At 35.4% G+C, this 21,660-nt stretch carries 13 protein-coding genes; 9 read left to right on the top strand and 4 right to left on the bottom strand.

Annotated features, from left to right (window positions below):
• Nucleotides 1-309 precede the first annotated feature (309 nt).
• Complete coding sequence (gene bglX, locus ACRBBL_RS21780) at nt 310-2,610, bottom strand: beta-glucosidase BglX (protein ID WP_431371209.1); 2,301 nt, start codon at nt 2,608-2,610, stop codon at nt 310-312.
• A 133-nt stretch (nt 2,611-2,743) separates the two neighbouring features.
• The gene (locus ACRBBL_RS21775) at nt 2,744-3,616 is read right to left on the bottom strand and encodes an AraC family transcriptional regulator (RefSeq protein WP_431371208.1); all 873 of its coding nucleotides are present in this window, start codon (nt 3,614-3,616) and stop codon (nt 2,744-2,746) included.
• A 216-nt stretch (nt 3,617-3,832) separates the two neighbouring features.
• Between ACRBBL_RS21775 and ACRBBL_RS21770 the strand changes: the two genes are divergently transcribed.
• The 9 genes from ACRBBL_RS21770 (at nt 3,833) to ACRBBL_RS21730 (ending at nt 19,843) form a co-directional block, all read left to right on the top strand.
• Nucleotides 3,833-6,868, top strand: coding sequence for a SusC/RagA family TonB-linked outer membrane protein (locus ACRBBL_RS21770; RefSeq protein WP_431371207.1), 3,036 nt, complete (start codon nt 3,833-3,835; stop codon nt 6,866-6,868).
• A gap of 18 nt (nt 6,869-6,886) precedes the next feature.
• On the top strand, nt 6,887-8,428 hold the full coding sequence (locus ACRBBL_RS21765; protein WP_431371206.1) for a RagB/SusD family nutrient uptake outer membrane protein: 1,542 nt from the start codon (nt 6,887-6,889) through the stop codon (nt 8,426-8,428).
• A 118-nt stretch (nt 8,429-8,546) separates the two neighbouring features.
• Nucleotides 8,547-11,870, top strand: a complete 3,324-nt coding sequence (locus tag ACRBBL_RS21760; protein WP_431371205.1) for a VCBS repeat-containing protein — start codon at nt 8,547-8,549, stop codon at nt 11,868-11,870.
• Nucleotides 11,871-11,942: 72 nt separating this feature from the next.
• Entirely contained in the window at nt 11,943-12,935 is a 993-nt protein-coding gene (locus ACRBBL_RS21755) for an SMP-30/gluconolactonase/LRE family protein (protein ID WP_431371204.1), read from the top strand.
• Between the two features lies 1 nt (nt 12,936).
• Entirely contained in the window at nt 12,937-15,180 is a 2,244-nt protein-coding gene (locus ACRBBL_RS21750) for a glycoside hydrolase family 3 N-terminal domain-containing protein (RefSeq protein ID WP_431371203.1), read from the top strand.
• Nucleotides 15,173-15,667, top strand: coding sequence for a gluconokinase (locus ACRBBL_RS21745; RefSeq protein WP_431371202.1), 495 nt, complete (start codon nt 15,173-15,175; stop codon nt 15,665-15,667). Before ACRBBL_RS21750 ends, ACRBBL_RS21745 begins: the two co-directional genes overlap by 8 nt.
• The gene (gene gndA / locus ACRBBL_RS21740) at nt 15,643-17,064 is read left to right on the top strand and encodes an NADP-dependent phosphogluconate dehydrogenase (protein WP_431371201.1); all 1,422 of its coding nucleotides are present in this window, start codon (nt 15,643-15,645) and stop codon (nt 17,062-17,064) included. Before ACRBBL_RS21745 ends, gndA begins: the two co-directional genes overlap by 25 nt.
• Complete coding sequence (locus ACRBBL_RS21735) at nt 17,052-18,428, top strand: GntP family permease (RefSeq protein WP_431371200.1); 1,377 nt, start codon at nt 17,052-17,054, stop codon at nt 18,426-18,428. The genes gndA and ACRBBL_RS21735 overlap by 13 nt, the downstream gene beginning before the upstream one ends.
• A gap of 17 nt (nt 18,429-18,445) precedes the next feature.
• On the top strand, nt 18,446-19,843 hold the full coding sequence (locus tag ACRBBL_RS21730; RefSeq protein WP_431371199.1) for an MFS transporter: 1,398 nt from the start codon (nt 18,446-18,448) through the stop codon (nt 19,841-19,843).
• Between the two features lie 44 nt (nt 19,844-19,887).
• On the opposite strand, the gene ACRBBL_RS21725 is transcribed toward ACRBBL_RS21730, so the two are convergent.
• A complete protein-coding gene (locus ACRBBL_RS21725; protein WP_431371198.1) occupies nt 19,888-20,490 on the bottom strand; it encodes a hypothetical protein in 603 nt (200 codons plus the stop codon).
• Nucleotides 20,487-21,659 carry an MFS transporter gene (locus tag ACRBBL_RS21720; protein WP_431371197.1) on the bottom strand — a complete coding sequence of 391 codons (1,173 nt, stop codon included), beginning with the start codon at nt 21,657-21,659 and terminating at the stop codon, nt 20,487-20,489. Before ACRBBL_RS21720 ends, ACRBBL_RS21725 begins: the two co-directional genes overlap by 4 nt.
• Nucleotide 21,660 lies beyond the last annotated feature (1 nt).

Genomic DNA, 21,660 nt, shown 5'->3' with positions numbered 1-21,660 from the left:
AATTATTAAAATGGCAGTTAAGTTTAACGAGATCAGTACTTGTCATTTAGGATGCAGTCGAGAAATTATGGAAACATTTATTTTAATTGAATCTCGATTGCATTCTTACTATTAATTACAACTCCATAGTACGGATTGGTCAGCTTTAAATACATTTTCAATCAATTACAATAGGTAAAGGCACTTCAATGCTTTGTTGCTTTTCGACCTAAAGAAAAAAAGATGCCCAATAAACAGAGCATCTTTTCTAATGAATTAATAAATAAACCAATGTATGAATTGATTCTTGTAGGTGTATACAAGAATGAATTATTTTAAAATAAACGTGTCTTTAAGAACCGTGTTTGAGCTTCCGCCAATAAACACCTCAAAATCACCAGCTTCTACTTTATACTTCCCTTGGTTGTTAAAGAAACCAAGTTCTTTATTAGTAAGTGTAAACTCAATGGTTTTGGTCTCTCCTTTTTTAAAGTGCACCAATTCAAAACCTTTTAATTCTTTTACAGGACGCGTAATGCTTCCAAATAAATCTCTTATGTATAATTGTATAACTTCTTTTCCGTCGTAGTCTCCTGTATTGGTTACATCGACAGTTACTTTAATGTTTTCACCGATGGTAAATTCATTTCCATGAACTTTGAAATTTTTGTATTCGAATGTTGTATAACTCAATCCGTGTCCAAAAGGATATAATGGTGTGTTTTCTACATCAATATAATGTGACCAAAATACGTTGTCATTATCGTTGGTTGGTCTTCCTGTGCTTTTATGATTGTAATAAATAGGTACTTGTCCCACATTTCGTGGAAATGTCATTGGTAACTTTCCACTTGGGTTGTAATCGCCATACAATACTTGTGCAATGGCATTACCAGATTGTGTTCCTAGTTGCCATCCTTCTACAATTGTTGGAATATGTTTGGCTGCCCATTCAATTGCGAGTGGACGCCCGTTGTTTAATACCAAAACAATATTTTTATTTACAGCATATACGGCTTCAAGTAATTCTTGTTGCAAGCCTGGTAGATCTAAACTAGATCTACTTCTACCTTCTCCACTTTGAAAACCATGTTCGCCCAATACCATAACAACAATGTCTGCTGTTTTTGCTGTATTTACAGCATCTTCAATACCATCTCGGTTGGTGGTGTTTATCACAACTTCTTCAATAAAAGCAGTGTGCTCAACTACTAAGTCTACTCCTTTTTTATGTGTTAAAGAATTGCCTTTGTATTTTTCCATTCCTTCCAAAACAGAAACAGCTGTATTGTCATCGGAAGCAATTCGCCAGCTTCCTAACGGACTGTTTTTATCGGCAGCAAGCGGTCCGATTAATGCTATTTTTTGTCCTTCTTTCTTTAGTGGAAGTAAGTTTCCTTCGTTTTTTAATAACACTATAGATTTTTTAGCAACATCGAGTACCGCTTCATGATGTTTTGCATGGCCGATGTTTTCTTTTTCATTTGCAGGATCGCAATACATATATGGATTGTCAAACAATCCTAATTCAAACTTTACTTTTAAAATTCTTCGTACAGCGTCGTCTATAATGCTTTCTTTTACTACGCCATCTTCTACAAGTTTTACAAGTTCTTTTACATATACATATCCTTCCATGTCTAAGTCAGAACCTGCATTTGCTGCAATAATAGCGGCTTCACGCTTGTCTTTGGCATGTCCCCAGAAAATTAGTTCATTAATAGAAGCCCAATCTGAAACAACAAAACCATCAAAATTCCAATCGCCTTTTAAAATGTCTCTTTGCAAAAACTCACTTCCTGTAACGGGAACGCCATTTAGTTCATTAAATGAATTCATAAACGTTTTTACACCACTATCTGCCGCAGCTTTAAATGGAGGAAGTACCGTATTGTATAATGTAGATGTTCCAATATCGACACTATTGTATTCTTTTCCAGCTTCCGAAAAACCATAAGCAGCAAAATGTTTGGCACAAGCTGCGATAGAGTTTTTGTCTGTTAAATCGTCTCCTTGAAATCCTTTTACACGTGCGCTGGCAATTTTGCTTCCTAAATACGGATCTTCTCCGCCACCTTCCATTACTCTTCCCCAGCGTGGATCTCTTGAAATATCAACCATTGGAGCAAATGTCCAGTTAATTCCTGCAGCAGAAGCTTCGGTTGCGGCTACACGTGCCGAACTTTCGATGGCTTCTAAATCCCAACTTGAAGATTCGGCAAGTGGAATAGGACTTAAGGTTTTATATCCGTGAATAACATCAAACCCTATCAACAAAGGAATTCCTAAACGTGTTTCTTCTACGGCAATACGTTGTACTTCTTGTACATTTTTAGCACCTCTTACACTTAGCATAGCTCCAACCCAACCTTTTCTTAGATGCTCATATTTTAATTTTGCTGAGCCTTCTTTAGGTGTTGGTCCAGTAACGTCCCAAAAACCATTATATAAATTCATTTGACCTACTTTTTCATCTAAGGTCATTTTTGCTAACAGCGAGTCAACTCTTTTATCCACTGATAATATTTTTACCATTTCCATTCCTGAACCACTTTTTTTGTTTACTCCACATCCAAAAAAACTTAACATAATACCCGCAGCTATTAGTATCTTATAATGTTGTCTAATCATAGGTGTTATTTTTGTTGAATTAAGTTTTGTAAAAGTATGATATTATTGTGAGTGCTATTGTACATAAATAATCAAAACATGATATTTTTTTGTATTAAAAAGTATATTTTGGTTGTAAAATGATAAAATAGTATCATAGCACTTTTTGAATTCCATTAAACTCTGCTCTGAATTCACTTGGGGTTGCCTTTTTTATCTTTTTAAACATTCTGTTGAAATGAGCTAGATTGTTAAAGCCACATTTATAAGCGATTTCACCTACGCTTAAGTCGGTTTCTAAAAGGAAGCGAGTAGCATAGCTCACGCGCGTACTATTAGTGAAAGCAATAAATGTTTTTCCTGTTCGACTTTTTATAAATCGGTTAAAAGAAACAGGAGTCATGTTGATTAAAGCGGAGATTTCATCGAGAGTAATCTTGCGGTGAAAGTTGCTTTGAATGTACTCGTAAATCTTTTTGATCTTGTCGCTATTCTCAAACTCATTGTAATTTGAAAAAGAAGTAGATAATAGCTTTTGATTTCGAGAGTTTGATAAATCTTGCAGGATAGAAATAAACTCCAAGAAGTAATCAATTCCCGATGTTTTAGGGAGTTCAAGCAGTCTTGGCATGATTTCTTTTGTGATTTTTTCAGAAAATAAGATTCCGTGAATAGATCTGTTTAACATGTCTTTGATAGACTTAAATACTCTACGAGATAATAACTTTTCACTTAGTAAATCGTTATGAATATGAATAGTGACTTCGTGGATTTCTTTGTTTTTGCAATTGTGCAATTCCCAGCAATGGGGTAAATTTGGACCTACAAGAACCAACTCGTATTTGCCAATTTCTTCCATGTGATCGCCAATAACTCTTCGTACACCATCACCATTAAAAATAAAGTTTAATTCGTATTCTGGGTGAAAATGTAGCGGGAAATCAAAATCATCTTTTATTCTATAATATACAAGGAAGCTATCGGACTGAGATAGCTGTGTAATCTCTCTATGAATCTTTTTTTGCATGAATATCTGGCTTGTTTTAACATAATTTTAAAGAAAATACATTGACTTTTGATAAAATTGTATTAAAGGTTTGTTAATATTGAGTATACATTTGTACAAATAAAATGATTTTTTGTTAAAAAGATGAAAATAATACATCATGTTTATTCATTTTTTGATAATAAATGTCTTAAAAAATACTTTTATCTTAAAAAAAAGCCTAATTAATTAACTAATATGAAAAACAATTTTTTAAAGAACTTTTTCCTAATAATGTTACTGTCATCGTTCAGTGTGCTATCTGCACAAGACATTACAGGAATTGTTTCTGATGCCACCGGTCCAATTCCAGGTGTAAATGTTACCGTAAAAGGAACAAGTAATGGAACCGCTACAGATTTTGATGGTAAGTACACTATTAAAAATGTAAAGTCAACTGATATTTTAGTATATAGTTATGTCGGTTACAAACCTCAAGAAATTCTTGTTGGAGACAAAAAGACAATTGATGTCACACTTGAAGAAGATCAAAACTCATTAGATGAGGTTGTCGTAGTAGGTTATGGAGCTAAAAAGAAAAGCTTGGTAACTGGAGCTATTTCAAGTGTAAATAGCGAAGATATTAAAAGTGTATCTAATCAAAGAGTAGAGCAAGCGTTACAAGGACGTACTTCGGGTGTTACCGTTTCGTCTTCATCTGGTTCGCCAGGTTCAGGTGCTCGAATTCGTATTAGAGGTACTGGATCAAGCGGATCCTCGGAACCATTATTTATTGTAGATGGAATGAAAGTTTCTAATATTGATAATATTCCACCATCAGACATTGAAAACCTTGAAGTATTAAAAGATGCAGCTTCGGCAGCTATTTATGGTACAGAAGGTGCAAATGGTGTAATTATCATTACTACGAAAAGAGGTAAAGGAAAAGGAGTAAAAGTGAACTTTAGTTCGCAAATTGGTCTTCAATTTTTACAGAGTGATATTGAGTTAATGAATGCATCTCAGTTTGTAACGTATATGAATGAAGCAGGAGTAACGTCTGTAGTAAACAATGGAGTTGATACCAATTGGATTGATGCAGTGTTTGATACTGCTTTTATGCAGCGTTATGACGTAAGTTTATCTGGAGAAGCTGCAGGAGTTTCGTATTACGCGTCTGTAGCACATACAGATCAAGATGGTATTGTGTCTCAAGAAAACTCTTCTTTTAAAAGAACTGCATTACGAATAAACTTAAAAAGTCAAGTGACTAAATGGTTTGAAGCTGGAGCAAGTGCTACTACTTCATTTATAAAGAGAAGAGGAGTGCAGGAAAATAATGATACGCGTGGTGTAATTCAAAATGCATTGGTATTAGACCCATTAACGCCTGTTAAGTATGGTGTAGGAGAAGTGCCTGCAGAAGTGTTTAACAGAGCTGCAACCAACGGATTTCCAGATGTACCATTATTAACGACTAGTTATGGTGCTGTATACGGATATCCAACATACTCAACAGGAGAAACAATAAATCCTGTTGCATTGGCAGATGTAAACAGAACTTTAAACGATAACAACCAATTTTTATCTACAATCTATGGTAAGTTCACCATTTTAGATGGATTGAATTTCACATCTAGATTTGGATATGAGTATGGCGATTTTTCAAACGAAAATACAATTACACCTTATTTTGTTGCTTCTGAAGCGCAAAATACAACATACACAATGTCAGAATCACGTGTTCGTACAAAACGTTGGTTATGGGAAAACTTTGCTTCGTATACCAAGTCGTTCGATAATCATAACTTCGCTGTGTTAGCAGGGTATTCTGCGGAAGATTTTGAAGTGCCAACGGTTTCATCAAGAACTGGATCGGTAGCGATTTCTGATTTTACAGGATTCGATTTAAATTTACCAGGATATACAGTAGATGATAGAACAGAAAACATTAACACGTTTAGAGATAACTTAGTGTCAATGTATGGTAGATTGTCTTATGACTATTCAGGTAAATATTTGTTTGAAGCATCTATAAGACGTGACCGATCAGATAAATTCCCTACTGCTAACAAAGCAGGTACATTTTCTGCATTCTCTGGAGGTTGGGTATTGTCTAAAGAAGATTTTTGGAATCAAGATTCTGCCATAAACTACTTCAAAATAAGAGGAAGTTGGGGGCAAAATGGTAACAAGTCTAATCTTGCAGGAAATTCAGATATTATCAGTATCACAAGAAATATTAATGGATTGCCAATCGATTACTTAGGTCAAGGTGGAGCACAAATTACTGGATTTGCAAATACAAATTTAGTTTGGGAGACATCTACACAAACCAATTTTGGTATTGACTTAAGAGCATTAAAAAATAGATTGCGTTTCTCTGTAGATTACTTTAAGAAAACAACGGAAGACTTAATTGTATCTGATGGTAGCCTAATTACGCCAGGTTCTGCAGGATTTACATCTAACGAATTCAACGCTGGTACTATTGTAAATAAAGGTTTAGAATTTGAAGTTGGATATTCAAACAACGATAACGAATTCAAATATCAAATCAATGCGAACTTATCTACTTTAGATAATGAAGTAACAGAAATCTTATTCTTACCGCCAGGAACATCAATTAGAGGAGCAGGAGCGCCACAAAATGATGATGGAATTACAAGATTTACAGAAGGTTTGCCAGCATGGTACTTTTTCGGATACCAAACAAATGGTGTTGATCCAACAACAGGAGAACTACAAAGAGTAGATACAAATGGTGATGGAAATGTTACAAATGCAGATAAAACATTCATTGGTTCACCACATCCAGATGTACTATTTGGAGGAAACATCGCATTCCAATACAAAGCATTTGATTTCAACTTACAATACCAAGGAAGTTTAGGGAACGATATTTTTACATCGTACAACCAACCTTCTAGACCTATCACTAACAAGCCAGTTCATTATTTTGATGAAAGATGGCAAAACCCAGGTGACAATGCAACTTTCCCATCAGCAGCAACAATTACAGATGCATACGATACTGACTTGATGGTAGAAGATGGTTCGTACATGAGAATTAAGCAAATTCAATTTGGGTATACATTACCGCAAAGCATGGCTAAGAAACTGCATGTGAATAATCTGAGATTATATTTATCTTTAGATGATTACTTTACATTCACTAAATTCAGAGGATTAGACCCAGAAATTGGAAACTTTGGATTTAATGACATCGGAGTAGATAGAGGATATTACCCAACAGCCGCTAGAATGATTTTTGGCTTAGCTCTAGATTTTTAATCAAAAAAACTTTTGAAAATGAAGAAAAATATTTTTTTAACCGCCTTAGTATTATTTTTAGGATTCATGGCATGTAGTGATGATTTCACTACAAACGAACCTGAAAACGTAGAAGACTTAGAGACGTTTTTCCAAACGGAAGAAAATGTAGAAGCTGCAGTCATAGGAATTTATGACTTAATGCATTTAAATTATAGTAGAGACTGGCACAGTGCCTTTTTAGTAAAATTATTACCTGGTGACGATGCAAACGCCGCTGGAGGAAACTCTAGTGACCAACCGCAGTTACAAGATATTGATGATTATGCTAATGTCTCAACAGCAAACGGATCTATTGAAAGTGTATGGAATAACTTTTATAGCACCATTGCACTTGCTAACTTAGTTATTGAAAGCTTAAAAGAAAGCACGCTAAGTAACAAGGACAGAGCAACAGCTGAAGCTAAATTCATCAGAGCTTGGTGTTATTTCGAATTAACAACAATGTTTGGAGACGTTCCATTGCGTTTAACACTTCCACAAGGAGCAGCAGATTTCGGTTTAGCAAAATCTACAAGAGCAGAAATTTATGTGCAAGTAGAAGCAGACTTGACAGACGCAATAGCAAGCTTACCTGCAAAATCGGCATTGGCTGACGAATTCAGATTCTCTAAAGGAGCAGCAGAAGCTTTAATGGGGAAAGTATTGGTATTTCAAGAAAGATACTCAGAATCAATTCCTTTCTTTGAATCAGTTATTGGAAATCCATCACACGATTTAGAAGGAAACGTAGCAGATGTTTGGTCAATCGATTCAGAATTTGGAGTAGAATCACTAGTAGAGTTAGGATTCGTATCTACCTCTGGAAGAGATTGGGGAAATATCGCTTGGGGCGGAAGAAACGAAAGTAACTTACACATTCAATTAATGGGCCCTAGAGGAGATGGAATCTTTGACGTAACTGGTACAGGATTATTAAACGGATGGGGATTCAACTTACCAACAGCGAAACTTGTATCTGCATTTGATGCTGCTGGTGATGTTACTAGAAAATCTGCAACACTTCTTACAGAAGCTGAATTAATAGCTGCTGGTGGAAATGTAGATCCGACAAGTGCTACTGGAGGTGTTATTTGGGATTATGAAGGTGCTATAAGAACTAAGTATGCTTCAAGAGCAGAAGAAACTAGTGATGGTGGAGTTCGTGAATTAAACTACAGCACAAACTTTAGAATATTCCGTTATGCAGAAGTATTATTATTAGCTGCAGAAGCATATAACAAAGCAGGACAAGACGGAAGCGCACGTACAGAATTAAACAAAATTAGAAACAGAGTAGGATTGGCAGATGTAAGTACATCACTTGCAGGAAACGATTTGTTTGATGCTATTGTAGAAGAAAAATTCTTAGAACTTGCTCATGAAGGACAACGCTTCTGGGATTTAGTTCGATGGGGAAGAGCAGCAACCGAATTGGCAGGTACAGGATATGCACCTAAAAATGATTTGTTCCCGATTCCTATTACAGAAATAGACAAAAACGGAGAGCTTACCATAGCTGATCAGAACCCTGGTTACTAATATAATTTAGGATAAAGATACTATCAACTTTTTATTCAAAATAAGTATTTGAATTGCTGTAACAAAGCAGTATGTAACCATGCTGCTTTGTTATTTATACACTAAATCTAACTCACAAATGAAAAGACTGAGCAACACTTTTATTCTTTTTCTTCTCATCTATAGTTGTTCTCCCAAAAATGACACAGTTGTCAGTACAGAAAAGCTTTTTACGAAGTTAGATCCACAAAAAACAAAGGTTACTTTCAACAATAAATTGGTTGAAACAGATTCATTAAACTACTTTCAATACACTTCAATTTACATGGGTGGAGGTATTTCTGTAGGCGATGTCAATAATGACGGATTATCCGATCTTTTCTTCACAGGGAATCAAGTTCAAAACCGATTATACTTAAACAAAGGCGACTTAACATTTGAAGATATTTCGCAAAAAAGCAATACACAAGGTGACAATCGTTGGTATACAGGAACTACAATGGTTGACATAAATAACGATGGATATTTAGATATCTATTGCTCAGTAGCTGGAAAAGATGGAAACAAAAAAAATCAACTATTCGTAAACAACAAAGACAACACCTTTATAGAAGCAGCCGAAAAATATGGCATTGCAGACGAAGGAAACTCTATCCAAGCTACTTTTTTCGATTATGATAACGATGGCGATTTAGACATGTATTTGGCAAACTACCCAATAGCACATCCGTCTACGCCAAATATGATTTATAAAAATCGAATGGAAAATGTCAATTCGATTGAATCTGACAAACTCTACAGAAACGATGGCGAAACGTTTACCGATGTATCGGAAGAAGCCGGCGTAAAAAATTATAGTTTCTCTATTGGTATCGCTGCTGCAGATATTAACAATGACGGTTGGCTGGATTTGTATGTCTCAAACGATTACAGTATTCCAGATTTTATGTACATCAACAATCAAGATGGAACCTTTAAAGAAGTTATCAAAGAAGCTACAAATCAAACGGCGTTTTACGGAATGGGCGTTGACATTGCCGATATTAACAATGATGGTTTTTTAGACATCTTTCAAGCGGATATGGACGCAGATAGCAACCGCCGTCAAAAAGCAAACATGGCAAGTATGAATCCGCGCTTGTTCTATGAAACAGTACTTTACGGATTTCACTATCAATACATGCACAATTGTTTGCAACTTAACTCTGGGTTTATGGAGAATGGTGTGCCAAAATTCTCCAACATTTCACGCCTTACAGGAACTTCTTCTACCGATTGGAGTTGGGCGCCATTATTTGCTGATTTCGACAACGATTCACACAAAGACTTATTTGTAAGTAATGGAACTCGAAAAGAAATCAACAACAAAGACTTCTTCAAAAAAATAGGCAAAAAAGAATATGATAAACTATCACTCGTTGAAAAGAGTCAACAAATTCCAAGTGAAAAAATAGACAACTTCATGTTTAAAAATCTTGGCGGATTGGAATTCAAAAAAGCCAACCAAGATTGGGGAATTGAACACAAAGGATTTTCAAACGGTGCAGTTTATGCCGATTTAGACAATGATGGCGATTTAGAAATCATCCTAAACAATATTGATGAAGAAGCAGTCATCTTTCAAAACAATGCTTCAAACAATTACCTGAAAATTCAATTCAAAGGAACTACGACAAACAAGAACGGTTTAGGCTCACGTGCTATCATATATGTGGACGGACAACAACAAGTACAAGAATTGACCTTAACAAGAGGATTTCAATCATCAGTTGCACCAGAATTACATTTCGGATTAGAAAAAGCAACCCAAATAGACAGTCTCAAGGTCATTTGGAATGATGGAAATATCTTCACACAAAAAAATATTACAGCCAATCAAACACTTATTCTAAACCACGATCAGGCTACTCCCAACACCCAAAATCCAACACCAAATACCCAACACCCAACACCTAATACCCAACACCCAAAAACTACACTATTCACTACCAATACAACACTTTCCCAAAGCATCAAACACCTAGAAAACGATCATGACGATTTTGCAAAGCAAGTATTATTACCGCACAAAATGTCTACACTTGGACCAGCAATTGAAACTGCCGATGTCAATAAAGATGGCTTAGAAGATATTTTTGTTGGTGGTTCATTTGGAACGCCTTCTACATTGTATTTACAAACAAAAGAAGGGTTCAAACCACAAATAACAACTGCTTTTGATGCAGACAAAATCTCAGAAGATACTGGCGCTTTATTCTTTGATCCCGATCAAGATGGTGACCAAGATTTATATGTTGTAAGTGGCGGATATGAATTCTCTGAAAAATCAAATTTTCTAAAAGACCGCTTATATATCAACGACGGAAATGGTCAATTTCAAAAAAGTGAAATGGCAATTCCTAGTAATAACATTAGTGGATCGCGTGCATATACTTTAGATTATAACAAAGATGGAAAAGAAGATGTATTGGTTTTAGGAAGGCAAATTCCTGGAAAATATCCGTTTCCAACATCTAGTTACATCCTAGAAAACAGTTCTACAAAAACTACTGTACAATTTGAAGACAATACAAAAATAACAGCGCCTTTTCTTGAAGGAATAGGAATGGCAACAAGCGCTATTATTACAGATTTCAACAATGATTCTTGGGAAGATATTATCCTTGTCGGAGAATGGATGCCCATAACCATTTTGCAAAATAACAAAGGCGTTTTTGAAAACGTTACCGAAAAAATGAAACTGCAAGAAACTACAGGTTGGTGGTGGAGCATTAATCAAGGTGATTTTGATAATGATGGTGACATTGATTATATAATTGGAAACAACGGACTCAACTACAAATACAAAGCTACCGAAGATGAAACTTTCGATATTTATGTAGAAGATTTTGATAAAAATAAAAAAGAAGACATCGTACTCAGCTACTACGATGATGGAGAGCAATATCCTGTACGTGGTCGCCAATGTTCATCACAACAAGTACCAGGAATCAAGCAGAAATTTAAAAACTACGACGCATATTCAACGGCAACACTCATTGATGTGTATGGAAAGAAAAACTTAGAAGAAGCACTGCACTATCAAATCAAATCCTTCGCAAGTATCTATCTAGAAAATACAAAAGATGGTTTCAAAATTCACCAGCTACCAATGCAAGCACAACTATCAAGTATAAATCAAATACTAGTAGATGATTATGATAACGATGGACATTTAGATGCGCTTATTGCAGGAAATTTATACAACTCCGAAGTAGAAACACCCAGAAACGACGCAAGTTATGGCGCATTCTTAAAAGGAGATGGCAACGGAAACTTTCAGTCAATACCAGTCACTCAAAGCGGATTTTATACTACGGGAGATGTCAAAGATTTAAAAAACATAAGCATTGGAAACATACCATACATTCTTTCTGTAAAGAATAATGACTTTATACAATTCATCAAACATAACAAGGAATAATACAACTGCTATAACATGAAACACAATTTGTGCATATAGTATGCAAACCTATTTTTTACACTTAACATTTATATGAAAAAAACAGCTTTATTTTTTCTGCTGATTGCTCTTATGAGTTGCAAAACAAATACAAAATCAACCGAACTTGTTGCGGAATTAGAATATAAAATACCTGCCAAATTAGGCGAAGGTGCTTTTTGGGATTACAACAAAGAAGTCTTGTATTGGGTTGATATTATTGGAGAATCACTCCATGTATATTCTCCAAAAAACAAAACGGACAAAGAAATAAAAATGCCTGCGCCAATTGGTACAGTTGTGCCTTCAAAAGAAGAAAATAAAGTCATAGTAGCGCTAAATGACGGTGTGTATATTGTAAACATAAAGACCGAAGAAATTGTAAAATTGACCGATGTAGAAGCAGAAAACAAAGGAACGCGGTTGAATGATGGAAAATGTGACCCTAACGGAAATCTGTGGATTGGCTCTATGGATTATTCTCAAACGAATCCTGGAGGAAATCTATACAAAGTAACAGCAAGTGGAAAAGTAGATAAAATGCTTGGAAACATTACCATTTCTAATGGAATTGTATGGAGCAAAGACCATAAAACGATGTATTATATTGATACACCAACAGCAAACATAAGGGCATTTGACTTTGATGAAGCCACAAGCACAATTTCTAATGAAAGAATTGTTGTAACAATTCCGAAGGAAGAAGGTTCTCCCGATGGAATGGCAATTGACGAAAATGATATGCTCTATGTAGGTTTATGGAATGGAAACTGTATTGCAAACTACAATCCAAAAACAGGAAAACTCATTCAAAAAATAAAAGTGCCAGCACACAATGTCACTTCTTGTGCTTTTGGTGGTGAAAATTTAGACATTCTTTACATCACGACATCTAGTTTAGATATGACTGATGAAGAAAAGGCAAAATACCCATTAGCAGGTTCGCTATTCAAAATAAAGCTTGATGTAAAAGGAATGCAAAGCTCTTTTTTCAAAAAACCAATCGTACCAGTTATTCAAGAAATAGAAGAAAAAACACAACACTAATATGAAAAATATATACACACTTGTTTGTATACTGATATTCGCACTCGTTGCTTGTGAAAAAGAACAAAAACCAACAAACGAACTCGAAGCAAAAGTGTCAAATCTACTTTCTAAAATGACACTTGATGAAAAAATTGGACAGCTAAATCTACGCGGTACATCGAGTAGAGTAAAAGGAAAATTATCAGATTCACTAAAGCAAGCTGTTCGCGATGGAAAAATTGGTGCGTTTTTAAACGTAAACAATACAGAATATGTAGACGAATTGCAACGCATTGCAGTAGAAGAAAGTCCAAACAACATTCCATTAATCTTTGCACGTGATGTTATTCACGGTTACAAAACCATCTTTCCAATCCCGCTTGGAATGGCTGCAAGTTGGGATGCGAAAGTAGCTGAGAACTCATCAAGAGTAGCCGCAGTTGAAGGTGCTTCTTTTGGTATTCGTTGGACGTTTGCGCCGATGTTAGATATTGCAAGAGACAGTCGTTGGGGACGCATTGCAGAATCGCCAGGTGAAGATCCGTTTTTAGCTGCAAACTTATCAAAAGCGTATGTGAAAGGATTTCAAGGAGATAGTTTAAATGATCCTACAAGTATGATTGCCTGTGCAAAACATTTTATTGGTTATGGAGCTGCTATTGGTGGACGCGATTATAACACAGCTGTCATTAGTGATGCACAATTGCACAATATTTATTTACCACCTTTCAAATCGGCAGTAGATGCAGGTTCACAAACCTTTATGACTGCTTTTAACGAAATGAACGGAATTCCTGCTTCGGGCGATCGAAGATTATTAACAAACATATTGCGAGAAGGTTTTGGTTTTGATGGTTTTGTAGTTTCTGATTGGGAATCTACTGAAGAAATGATTCCACATGGTTTTGCAACAGACTTAAAACATGCGGCTGAAATTTCCTTAAATGCAGGTTTAAACATGGAAATGACTAGTAAAGCTTTTGAAATACATACAAAAGAGTTGTTGGAAGAAGGGAAAATAACGGAAGATCAGATCAATAGTTTGGTAGCAGATATTTTACGTGTAAAACTCAGAATGGGTTTATTTGAAAAACCATATCGCGTAGACAAAAGCGATAATTTATATGCAGATGCACATTTACAAATGGCAAAAGAAGCTGCAATTAAAAGTTCGGTATTGCTGAAAAATGAAAACAATATTCTACCATTAAACAACAAAACAAACATTGCAGTAATTGGCCCATTAGCAGACAAACCAAGAGAACAATTGGGAACATGGTCTTTTGACGGTGATGGAAAATTTACCAAAACACCAATCAATGCGTTTCAAAGTTCAACTGTAAACTACAATTTCGTCGAAGGATTAGCATACAGTAGAGACAAATCGACCAAAGATTTTTCAAAAGCTATTGCAGCGGCAAAACAATCAGATGTCATTCTATTCATTGGTGGAGAAGAGGCTATTTTATCTGGAGAAGCACATAGTCGATCAAATATAAATTTGCCTGGAGCGCAAGAACAACTCATCAAAGAATTGGCAAAAACAGGAAAACCAATTGTATTAGTGATTATGGCTGGAAGACCAATTACTGTCGGAAACATTATTGATGATGTAGCTGCAATTTTAATGACATGGCATCCAGGAACAATGGGCGGACCAGCAATTCACGATATGGTTTTTGGAATTGCAGAACCAAGCGGAAGATTGCCAGTAACATGGCCAAAAGTCGCAGGGCAACTGCCATTATTCTACAATCATAAGAACACAGGAAGACCCGTAATTCCAGAAGAATTTGTGCAAATGGACAGCATTCCAATTGGTGCTTGGCAAAGTTCATTAGGAAACACAAGTCATTACTTAGACATTGGGTATTTGCCACAATATCCGTTTGGATATGGATTAGGATATACCACATTTGAATACAGTGATTTGGTACTTTCAAGCGATACGCTTTCTAAAAATGAAGAACTAACAGTAAAAGTCACCGTAAAAAACACAGGAAAACGAGAAGGAAGTGATGTTGCACAACTCTATGTACAAGATGTGGTTGGACGTATTACGCGACCTGTGAGAGAATTAAAAGGATATAAAAGTGTTACGCTAAAGCCGAATGAGACTAAAGAAATTACGTTTACACTTTCGTTGGATGATTTAAAATACTATGACAATCAATCAGTATATGGTGTTGAAAAAGGAACCTTTAACGTTTGGGTAGGGCAGCATTCAGCAACAGGAAAAATGGCAAAATTCAGCTATGAATAAACTATTCGTCATCATGGGCGTAAGCGGCTGCGGAAAAACCACCGTTGGAAAATTGCTTGCTGAAAGAATCGGAATTCCGTTTGTGGATGCAGATGTGTTTCATCCAAAAGAAAATATAACAAAAATGTCGAATGGTATTGCATTAACAGATGTTGATCGAAAACCTTGGCTTGAAAATATAAATCGAGAACTCAAAAAAAAAGCAGCAGAAAAAGGTGTCGTTTTAGCATGTTCGGCATTGAAAGAAAGCTACAGAGAACTCTTGTCAAAAAACATCGAACATTTGCAATGGATTTACTTAAAGGGCGATTTTAAACTGATTCAAGATCGTATGAAACAACGCAAAAATCACTTTATGGACGTCAATTTATTGCAATCGCAATTTGATACATTAGAAGAACCTATATATGGAATAAAGCTATCTGTCGAAGAATCGCCAACAGATTTAGTAACACAAATAGCATGCAAAATAAAGCAAGTATCATGAAAGCTTCTTTTGGAATTATAGGACTCGGTGTGATGGGAAAAAGTATTGCCATCAACGCTTTAAATAACAATATTTCGGTTGCAGTTTACAACCGAGAAACGAAGCGAGAAGTTAATGTTGCCCAAGAATTTGTGGCTGCGCATTCAGATAAAAAAGTGCAAGGTTTTTCAGATTTAAAGGATTTTGTCAATGCCTTAGAAATGCCTCGTAAAATCCTTATCATGGTCAATGCAGGAAACGCAGTTGATCATGTTATACATGGTTTGTTGCATTTTCTTTCGAAAGAAGACATTATTATAGATGGTGGAAATTCGCACTATCAAGATACCAATAGAAGAATCTCATTCTTACAAGCTCAAAACATTCACTTTATAGGCTTGGGAATTTCGGGAGGAGAAGAAGGCGCGTTAAAAGGACCATCTTTAATGCCTGGTGGCGATAGAAAAAGCTATAGGAAAGTTGCAAAAATATTAGAAACTATTGCCGCAAAAGACAAAAATGGAAAACCCTGCTGCGAATATATTGGTAATGAAGGCGCAGGACATTTTGTAAAAATGGTGCATAACGGAATTGAATATGGCGACATGCAACTCTTAGCAGAGCTTTATGAGATATTATCTAAAAGTAAAAACTATGAAGAAATTGCTGCGTTATTCAACGAGTGGAATCAAACAGAATTGTCTAGTTATCTATTGGAAATTACAGCGCAGATCTTACAAACAAAAGATGATGATGTATATGTATTAGATACCATTCTTGACAAAGCTGGAAACAAAGGAACAGGTTCATGGTCAAGCAAAGCAGCTTTGGAACTAGGAATTCCAACAACGATAAAAACGGGAGCTGTTTATGCGAGATATATTTCATCATTCAAGGAAAAAAGAGAACAATTAGCTGTAAAAACTAGCAACGAAACGATTGGCGAATTGGATGTTGAAGCACTCAAAGAAGCATATGGTTTTGCCAGATTACTCAACTTACACCAAGGTTTTGAATTATTAAAAGCTGCTTCAGAAAATTACCATTGGAAGTTAGATTTTGCAGAAATATGCAGAATTTGGTCAAATGGCTGCATCATCAAATCAGAACTTTTACAAGAAAGTATTGCTGTTTTCTATCTGCATAATTCATTATTAGACAATAACGACATCGTACAAAAACTCGCAGAGCAAGAAACTGCAGTCAAAACAATCGTAAAATACGCTTTAGACAATCGCTTGAACATTCCGTGTATTTCAGAAGCTTATTCGTATTGGATTATGATGACAACCAAACGTACATCTGCCAATATGATTCAGGCACAACGCGACTTCTTTGGAGCGCATACCTTTCAAAAAGTAAACGATTCTACACAAAAATCATATCATTATAACTGGAAAGCATCATGGAACAAGTAATCGCAGCAAAAGCAACCTTAGACATTCCGTTATTGCTATCGGTTTTAGCTGGAATCACTGTATTGTTAGTGCTTATTTTGCAGTTTAAAATACAATCGTTTATTGCATTACTTATTGCAAGTATTACGGTTGGAATCTTAGCAGGAATTCAACCTATGATGATTATAGAAACCATGAAAAAAGGAATGGGCGATACATTAGGTTTTGTAGCGCTCGTCATTGGTTTGGGTGCTATTTTTGGATCTATACTCGAATATTCTGGTGGTGCAGAAGCCTTAGCTCGGTTTATGCTAAAAAAGTTTGGAGAAAAACGAGCCTCTTGGGCATTAATGATTACAGGTTTTTTAGTGGCAATTCCCGTATTTTTTGATGTTGCGTTTATCATTTTAGTGCCAATTATTTATTCGCTACAGCGGAGAACAAAAAAATCATTATTACTTTATGCAATTCCATTATTGGCAGGATTGGCAATTACGCATTCGTTTATTCCACCAACGCCAGGACCAATTGCCGTAGCAGATATTTTAGAAGCCGATTTAGGTTGGGTGATTTTATTTGGATTCTTAGTAGGAATCCCAACTGCAATTGTTTGCGGACCAATTTTCGCCAAATACATTGCTCAAAAAATACACGTAGACGCACCCGAAGTTACTACAGAAACAATAGTACAAGAAAATTATCCCGCAGTAGGATTGATACTTTCCATCATAGGAATTCCAATTCTGTTGATTGTTTGTAATACCATCATCAACAGTCCGTTGGTAAGCGAAGAAATCATTCCGCTTGAAATTAAAGAATGGATAGGCTTGATAGGAAACCCAATTGTAGCATTGATTCTTGCCAACTTAATAGCTTGGTATGTGTTAGGAATTCGACGAAAAACATCAAAGAAAAAACTATTAGATATTACATCAGCTTCCATGGCGCCTACAGGAATTATTATCTTGCTTACGGGAGCAGGAGGCGTTTTTAAAGAAATGCTTGTGACTACGGAAACTGGAAAAATGTTAGCAAAATATTTTGCCGAAATGGGGATTCCAATTATTATCTTCGGATTCCTAATTGCTGTACTGGTACGAATTTTACAAGGTTCGGCAACAGTAGCAATGATTACGGCAGCAGGAATTACAGCGCCTTTGGTCATGGCACAAGTAGATATTACAGCAATCGATAAAGCGTTGTTAGTAATTGCTATTGCTTCAGGAGCATCGATTATGTCGCATGTAAATGACAGCGGATTTTGGCTTGTCAGTAAATATTTAGGAATTAATGAAAAACAAACTTTTCAAAGTTGGACAATGATGACAACTATTTTAGCATTGGTTAGTTTTGCAATCGTGGTTCTTATATCATTCATCAAATAAATTTTAAAACTCGGAACATGTCAACACAAACAAAATTAACCTTTAAAGAAAAAATAGGATATGCATTAGGAGACACAGCAGCAAATATTGCGTGGCGAACTATTGGTCCTTTTTTACCTATTTTTTATACAGATGTTTTTGGGTTAGAAGCCGCAGTAGCAGCGACGCTTTTATTTATAATTCGTTTGGGAGATGGTGTTACCGATTTGATTATGGGAAATATTGCCGATCGAACTAAAAGTAAATATGGAAAGTTTCGCCCTTGGTTGCTATGGACAGCTTTGCCATTTGGAATTGCTTTGGTATTGCAATTTACAACGCCCGATTTAAGTTTGACAGGAAAAATAATTTGGGCATACGCTACTTCCATCTTTTACACACTGACTTATACAGCGAATAATGTTCCGTATTCTGCTTTAATGGGCGTGATGACAAGTGATGTAAAAGAACGTACCGAACTTTCTTCCTATCGTTTCTTTGGAGCATATTTTGGAGGAATTATTGCTACGATTGGCGTCATTGCTTTGGTAGATTATTTAGGACAAGGCAATGAAAATTTAGGGTATCAATATACCATGTATGTATTGGCATTCATCTTGGCAGGCTTCTCTTTAATTACATTCTATACAACGCGCGAACGTGTGCCTGCAGTAGTAACCAATGACATAAAAGAAGATTATAAAGATTTGATTCAGAATAGAGCTTGGCTAATTTTGCTATTTATAGGATTCGTATTTGTAACCTATAACGTGATTAAGCAAAGTGCGACGATGTATTATTTTACACATTATGTAAATGATGAAAGTAATCTTTTTGGAAGTTTAACCGCTTGGGGCGGAAAGAATGGATTGGCAGGATTGTATCTTTTATCATTGCTAGTGATCTCTATGATTTCTACAATTTTTGCACCTGCATTGACGCGAAAGTTTGGAAAAGCAAAACTATTCATCATTAGTATTTTATTTTCTGCCATCACTGCAGGCGCTATGTACTGGTTAGATGCGAATCAAGTTGGAACTATTTTTACGTTGGGAATTATCTCTGAATTTGGCGCAGGATTAATGCCAGTATTGTTCTTTGCAATGTTGGGCGATGCTGCCGATTACTCGGAATATAAAAACGGACGTCGTGCTACGGGATTGATTTATTCGGCAGGAACATTTGCCATGAAATTTGGTGGTGGAATGGCAGGATTTATGACACTGATGATTTTAAATTGGTATAATTATAATGGTGACGAAACTGTGGCAAAAACACCTGAAATGTTAGAAGGAATCAAGTTGAATATGAGCATTGTGCCAGCCGTATTTGTACTTATTGGAATTGTAGCCTTGTTATTTTATCCGTTGACTTCAAAGAAAGTAAAAGAGGTTGAAGCTGCATTGGCGCAAAGACGAGTTGAGAAGTTGTTGTAGAAGGCTTGAATTTTTAATTGAGATTACGAATTTAGGAATACTTTTTATTTTACAAGTTCAATTAACTCCTCAAGTCCTTTTTTTCCAATTTTTTCGAATTTAATAATGTTTCTATTATTGTCATATGTCAGTTTAATTTTTGTATCTATTTCATCTTTAAACTTATATGTTATTATTAGTCCGTTTTGATTTGCAGAAATATCTTGTTTTAAATCATAAATTTGTTGTTCTATAACATCATTATTTTTATTATAAAGTAGCTTGTAGCCCCAAGGCATTTGAGAACAAATAGTACAACTTGAATATTTATATTCAATTAATCTTCCTTCTGAATCGTACATGAAAGTCTCCGACAAATTTTCAAATAATTTTTTAGGTTTCTCTTTAAATCCCCATTCGGTAATTTCTTGATTTTTTAAATTTTCATGGATCAATTCATTTGGGATTCCATAAAATTTTGAAAACTGTTTTTTGAAAAAAGAAATATCAACTTTAGTATCTAAATTTTTAAAGGTTTTTGTTTTTGAGAGATAGGGTTTTCCATCTAAATAATTTGTTGAAACTTTGAAGGATATTGTATCGGATTTAGAACAACTAAATTGTAAAACCAGCAATGAAATGAAGAATATGTTAAGTTTGTTTTTCAATGTTTACTTTTTTTCATCAAAGCTAGTAAACCCAATATAGGTCCTATAGCTAAGATCATTAAAATAGTAGGTGAATTTATATACGTCCGTAAGGTATCAATGAGTAGAATGCTGATGATGGTTATAAAGAAACCAATACAATTCACAATGGTCAACGCCGTACCTTTTAACTCTAATGGCGCATTTTGAGCAACTAAGGTTGAAAATAGTGGTGAATCTGCAATGACCACCATTCCCCAAAAAAGTAAAAAGGAAACAAATACTATTGGTGACATAAAGGAAAATATAACTGGTGAAACGAGACAACATACACATGATAGTAATAAAGATATAAAAGCCACTTTTTTAACACCTACTTTTTGTGCAATGTAACCGCCCACAACACAGGCAAATCCGCCAATTCCAATAATTATAAAGGATAGTAACGGAATGTTGAATGCTGTTTCTGGATGCACTTCAACGTACATTTTTAGTATGATAGGAACAAATGCCCAGAATGCATACAACTCCCACATGTGCCCAAAATATCCAAAGGCTGCGGTTCTAAATTGTTGTTTTTTGAATATTTTCGGAATCGCTAAAAGATTTATGTTTAGACTGGCTTTTCTAAAAGGACCATTTGGTACTAAAACGAGCATTAGTAGCCCACCTAAGACAGCTAATGAAGAAGTTGTGACGAGTACAAATTCCCATGGAAGATTGCCTTTGAGTTCTTTTAATAAGTGTGGAAACGCAGTTCCTAGAACCAAAGCTCCGACTAAAAATCCGAGCGATTTCCCAAGTCCTTTTTCATAATAATCGGATGCAATTTTCATTCCGACAGGATAAATTCCTGCCAAGAAAAATCCTGTGCAAAAGCGGAAAATTAGAATGCTTGTGTAATTGTTACCTTTCCATATCAATGCGATATTAAATAGTGCTCCCAACAAAGCACAGACAAAGAAAACTCTAGAAGGTGCATACCGATCAGCAATAGATAAAATGGCAAAAATGAGCGTTCCTATGATAAATCCGAATTGAAGTATGGAAGTGATATGTCCTAATGCATTTTCATCCAACAAAAAATGTATTTTCAAATCGTTCATGACTCCATTTCCAGCAAACCATAACGACGTACAAAAGAATTGCGATAGTACTATAATGGGAAGTATGTGTTTAGGTATATTCATC

The organism is Kordia sp. (genome assembly GCF_050633145.1).
Classification (GTDB): Bacteria; Bacteroidota; Bacteroidia; order Flavobacteriales; family Flavobacteriaceae; genus Kordia.
The sequence above is the reverse complement of the archived record's forward strand: the minus strand, read 5'-3'. Positions and strand labels throughout refer to the sequence as shown.

Coding starts and splice junctions, on each gene's coding strand:
- ACRBBL_RS21775 (WP_431371208.1), bottom strand. CDS start 3,616: ATGCAAAAAAAGATTCATAGAGAGATTACACAGCTATCTCAGTCCGAT.
- ACRBBL_RS21750 (WP_431371203.1), top strand. CDS start 12,937: ATGAAAAATATATACACACTTGTTTGTATACTGATATTCGCACTCGTT.
- gndA (WP_431371201.1), top strand. CDS start 15,643: ATGCAAAATAAAGCAAGTATCATGAAAGCTTCTTTTGGAATTATAGGA.
- ACRBBL_RS21745 (WP_431371202.1), top strand. CDS start 15,173: ATGAATAAACTATTCGTCATCATGGGCGTAAGCGGCTGCGGAAAAACC.
- bglX (WP_431371209.1), bottom strand. CDS start 2,610: ATGATTAGACAACATTATAAGATACTAATAGCTGCGGGTATTATGTTA.
- ACRBBL_RS21755 (WP_431371204.1), top strand. CDS start 11,943: ATGAAAAAAACAGCTTTATTTTTTCTGCTGATTGCTCTTATGAGTTGC.
- ACRBBL_RS21735 (WP_431371200.1), top strand. CDS start 17,052: ATGGAACAAGTAATCGCAGCAAAAGCAACCTTAGACATTCCGTTATTG.
- ACRBBL_RS21760 (WP_431371205.1), top strand. CDS start 8,547: ATGAAAAGACTGAGCAACACTTTTATTCTTTTTCTTCTCATCTATAGT.
- ACRBBL_RS21770 (WP_431371207.1), top strand. CDS start 3,833: ATGAAAAACAATTTTTTAAAGAACTTTTTCCTAATAATGTTACTGTCA.
- ACRBBL_RS21765 (WP_431371206.1), top strand. CDS start 6,887: ATGAAGAAAAATATTTTTTTAACCGCCTTAGTATTATTTTTAGGATTC.
- ACRBBL_RS21720 (WP_431371197.1), bottom strand. CDS start 21,659: ATGAATATACCTAAACACATACTTCCCATTATAGTACTATCGCAATTC.
- ACRBBL_RS21730 (WP_431371199.1), top strand. CDS start 18,446: ATGTCAACACAAACAAAATTAACCTTTAAAGAAAAAATAGGATATGCA.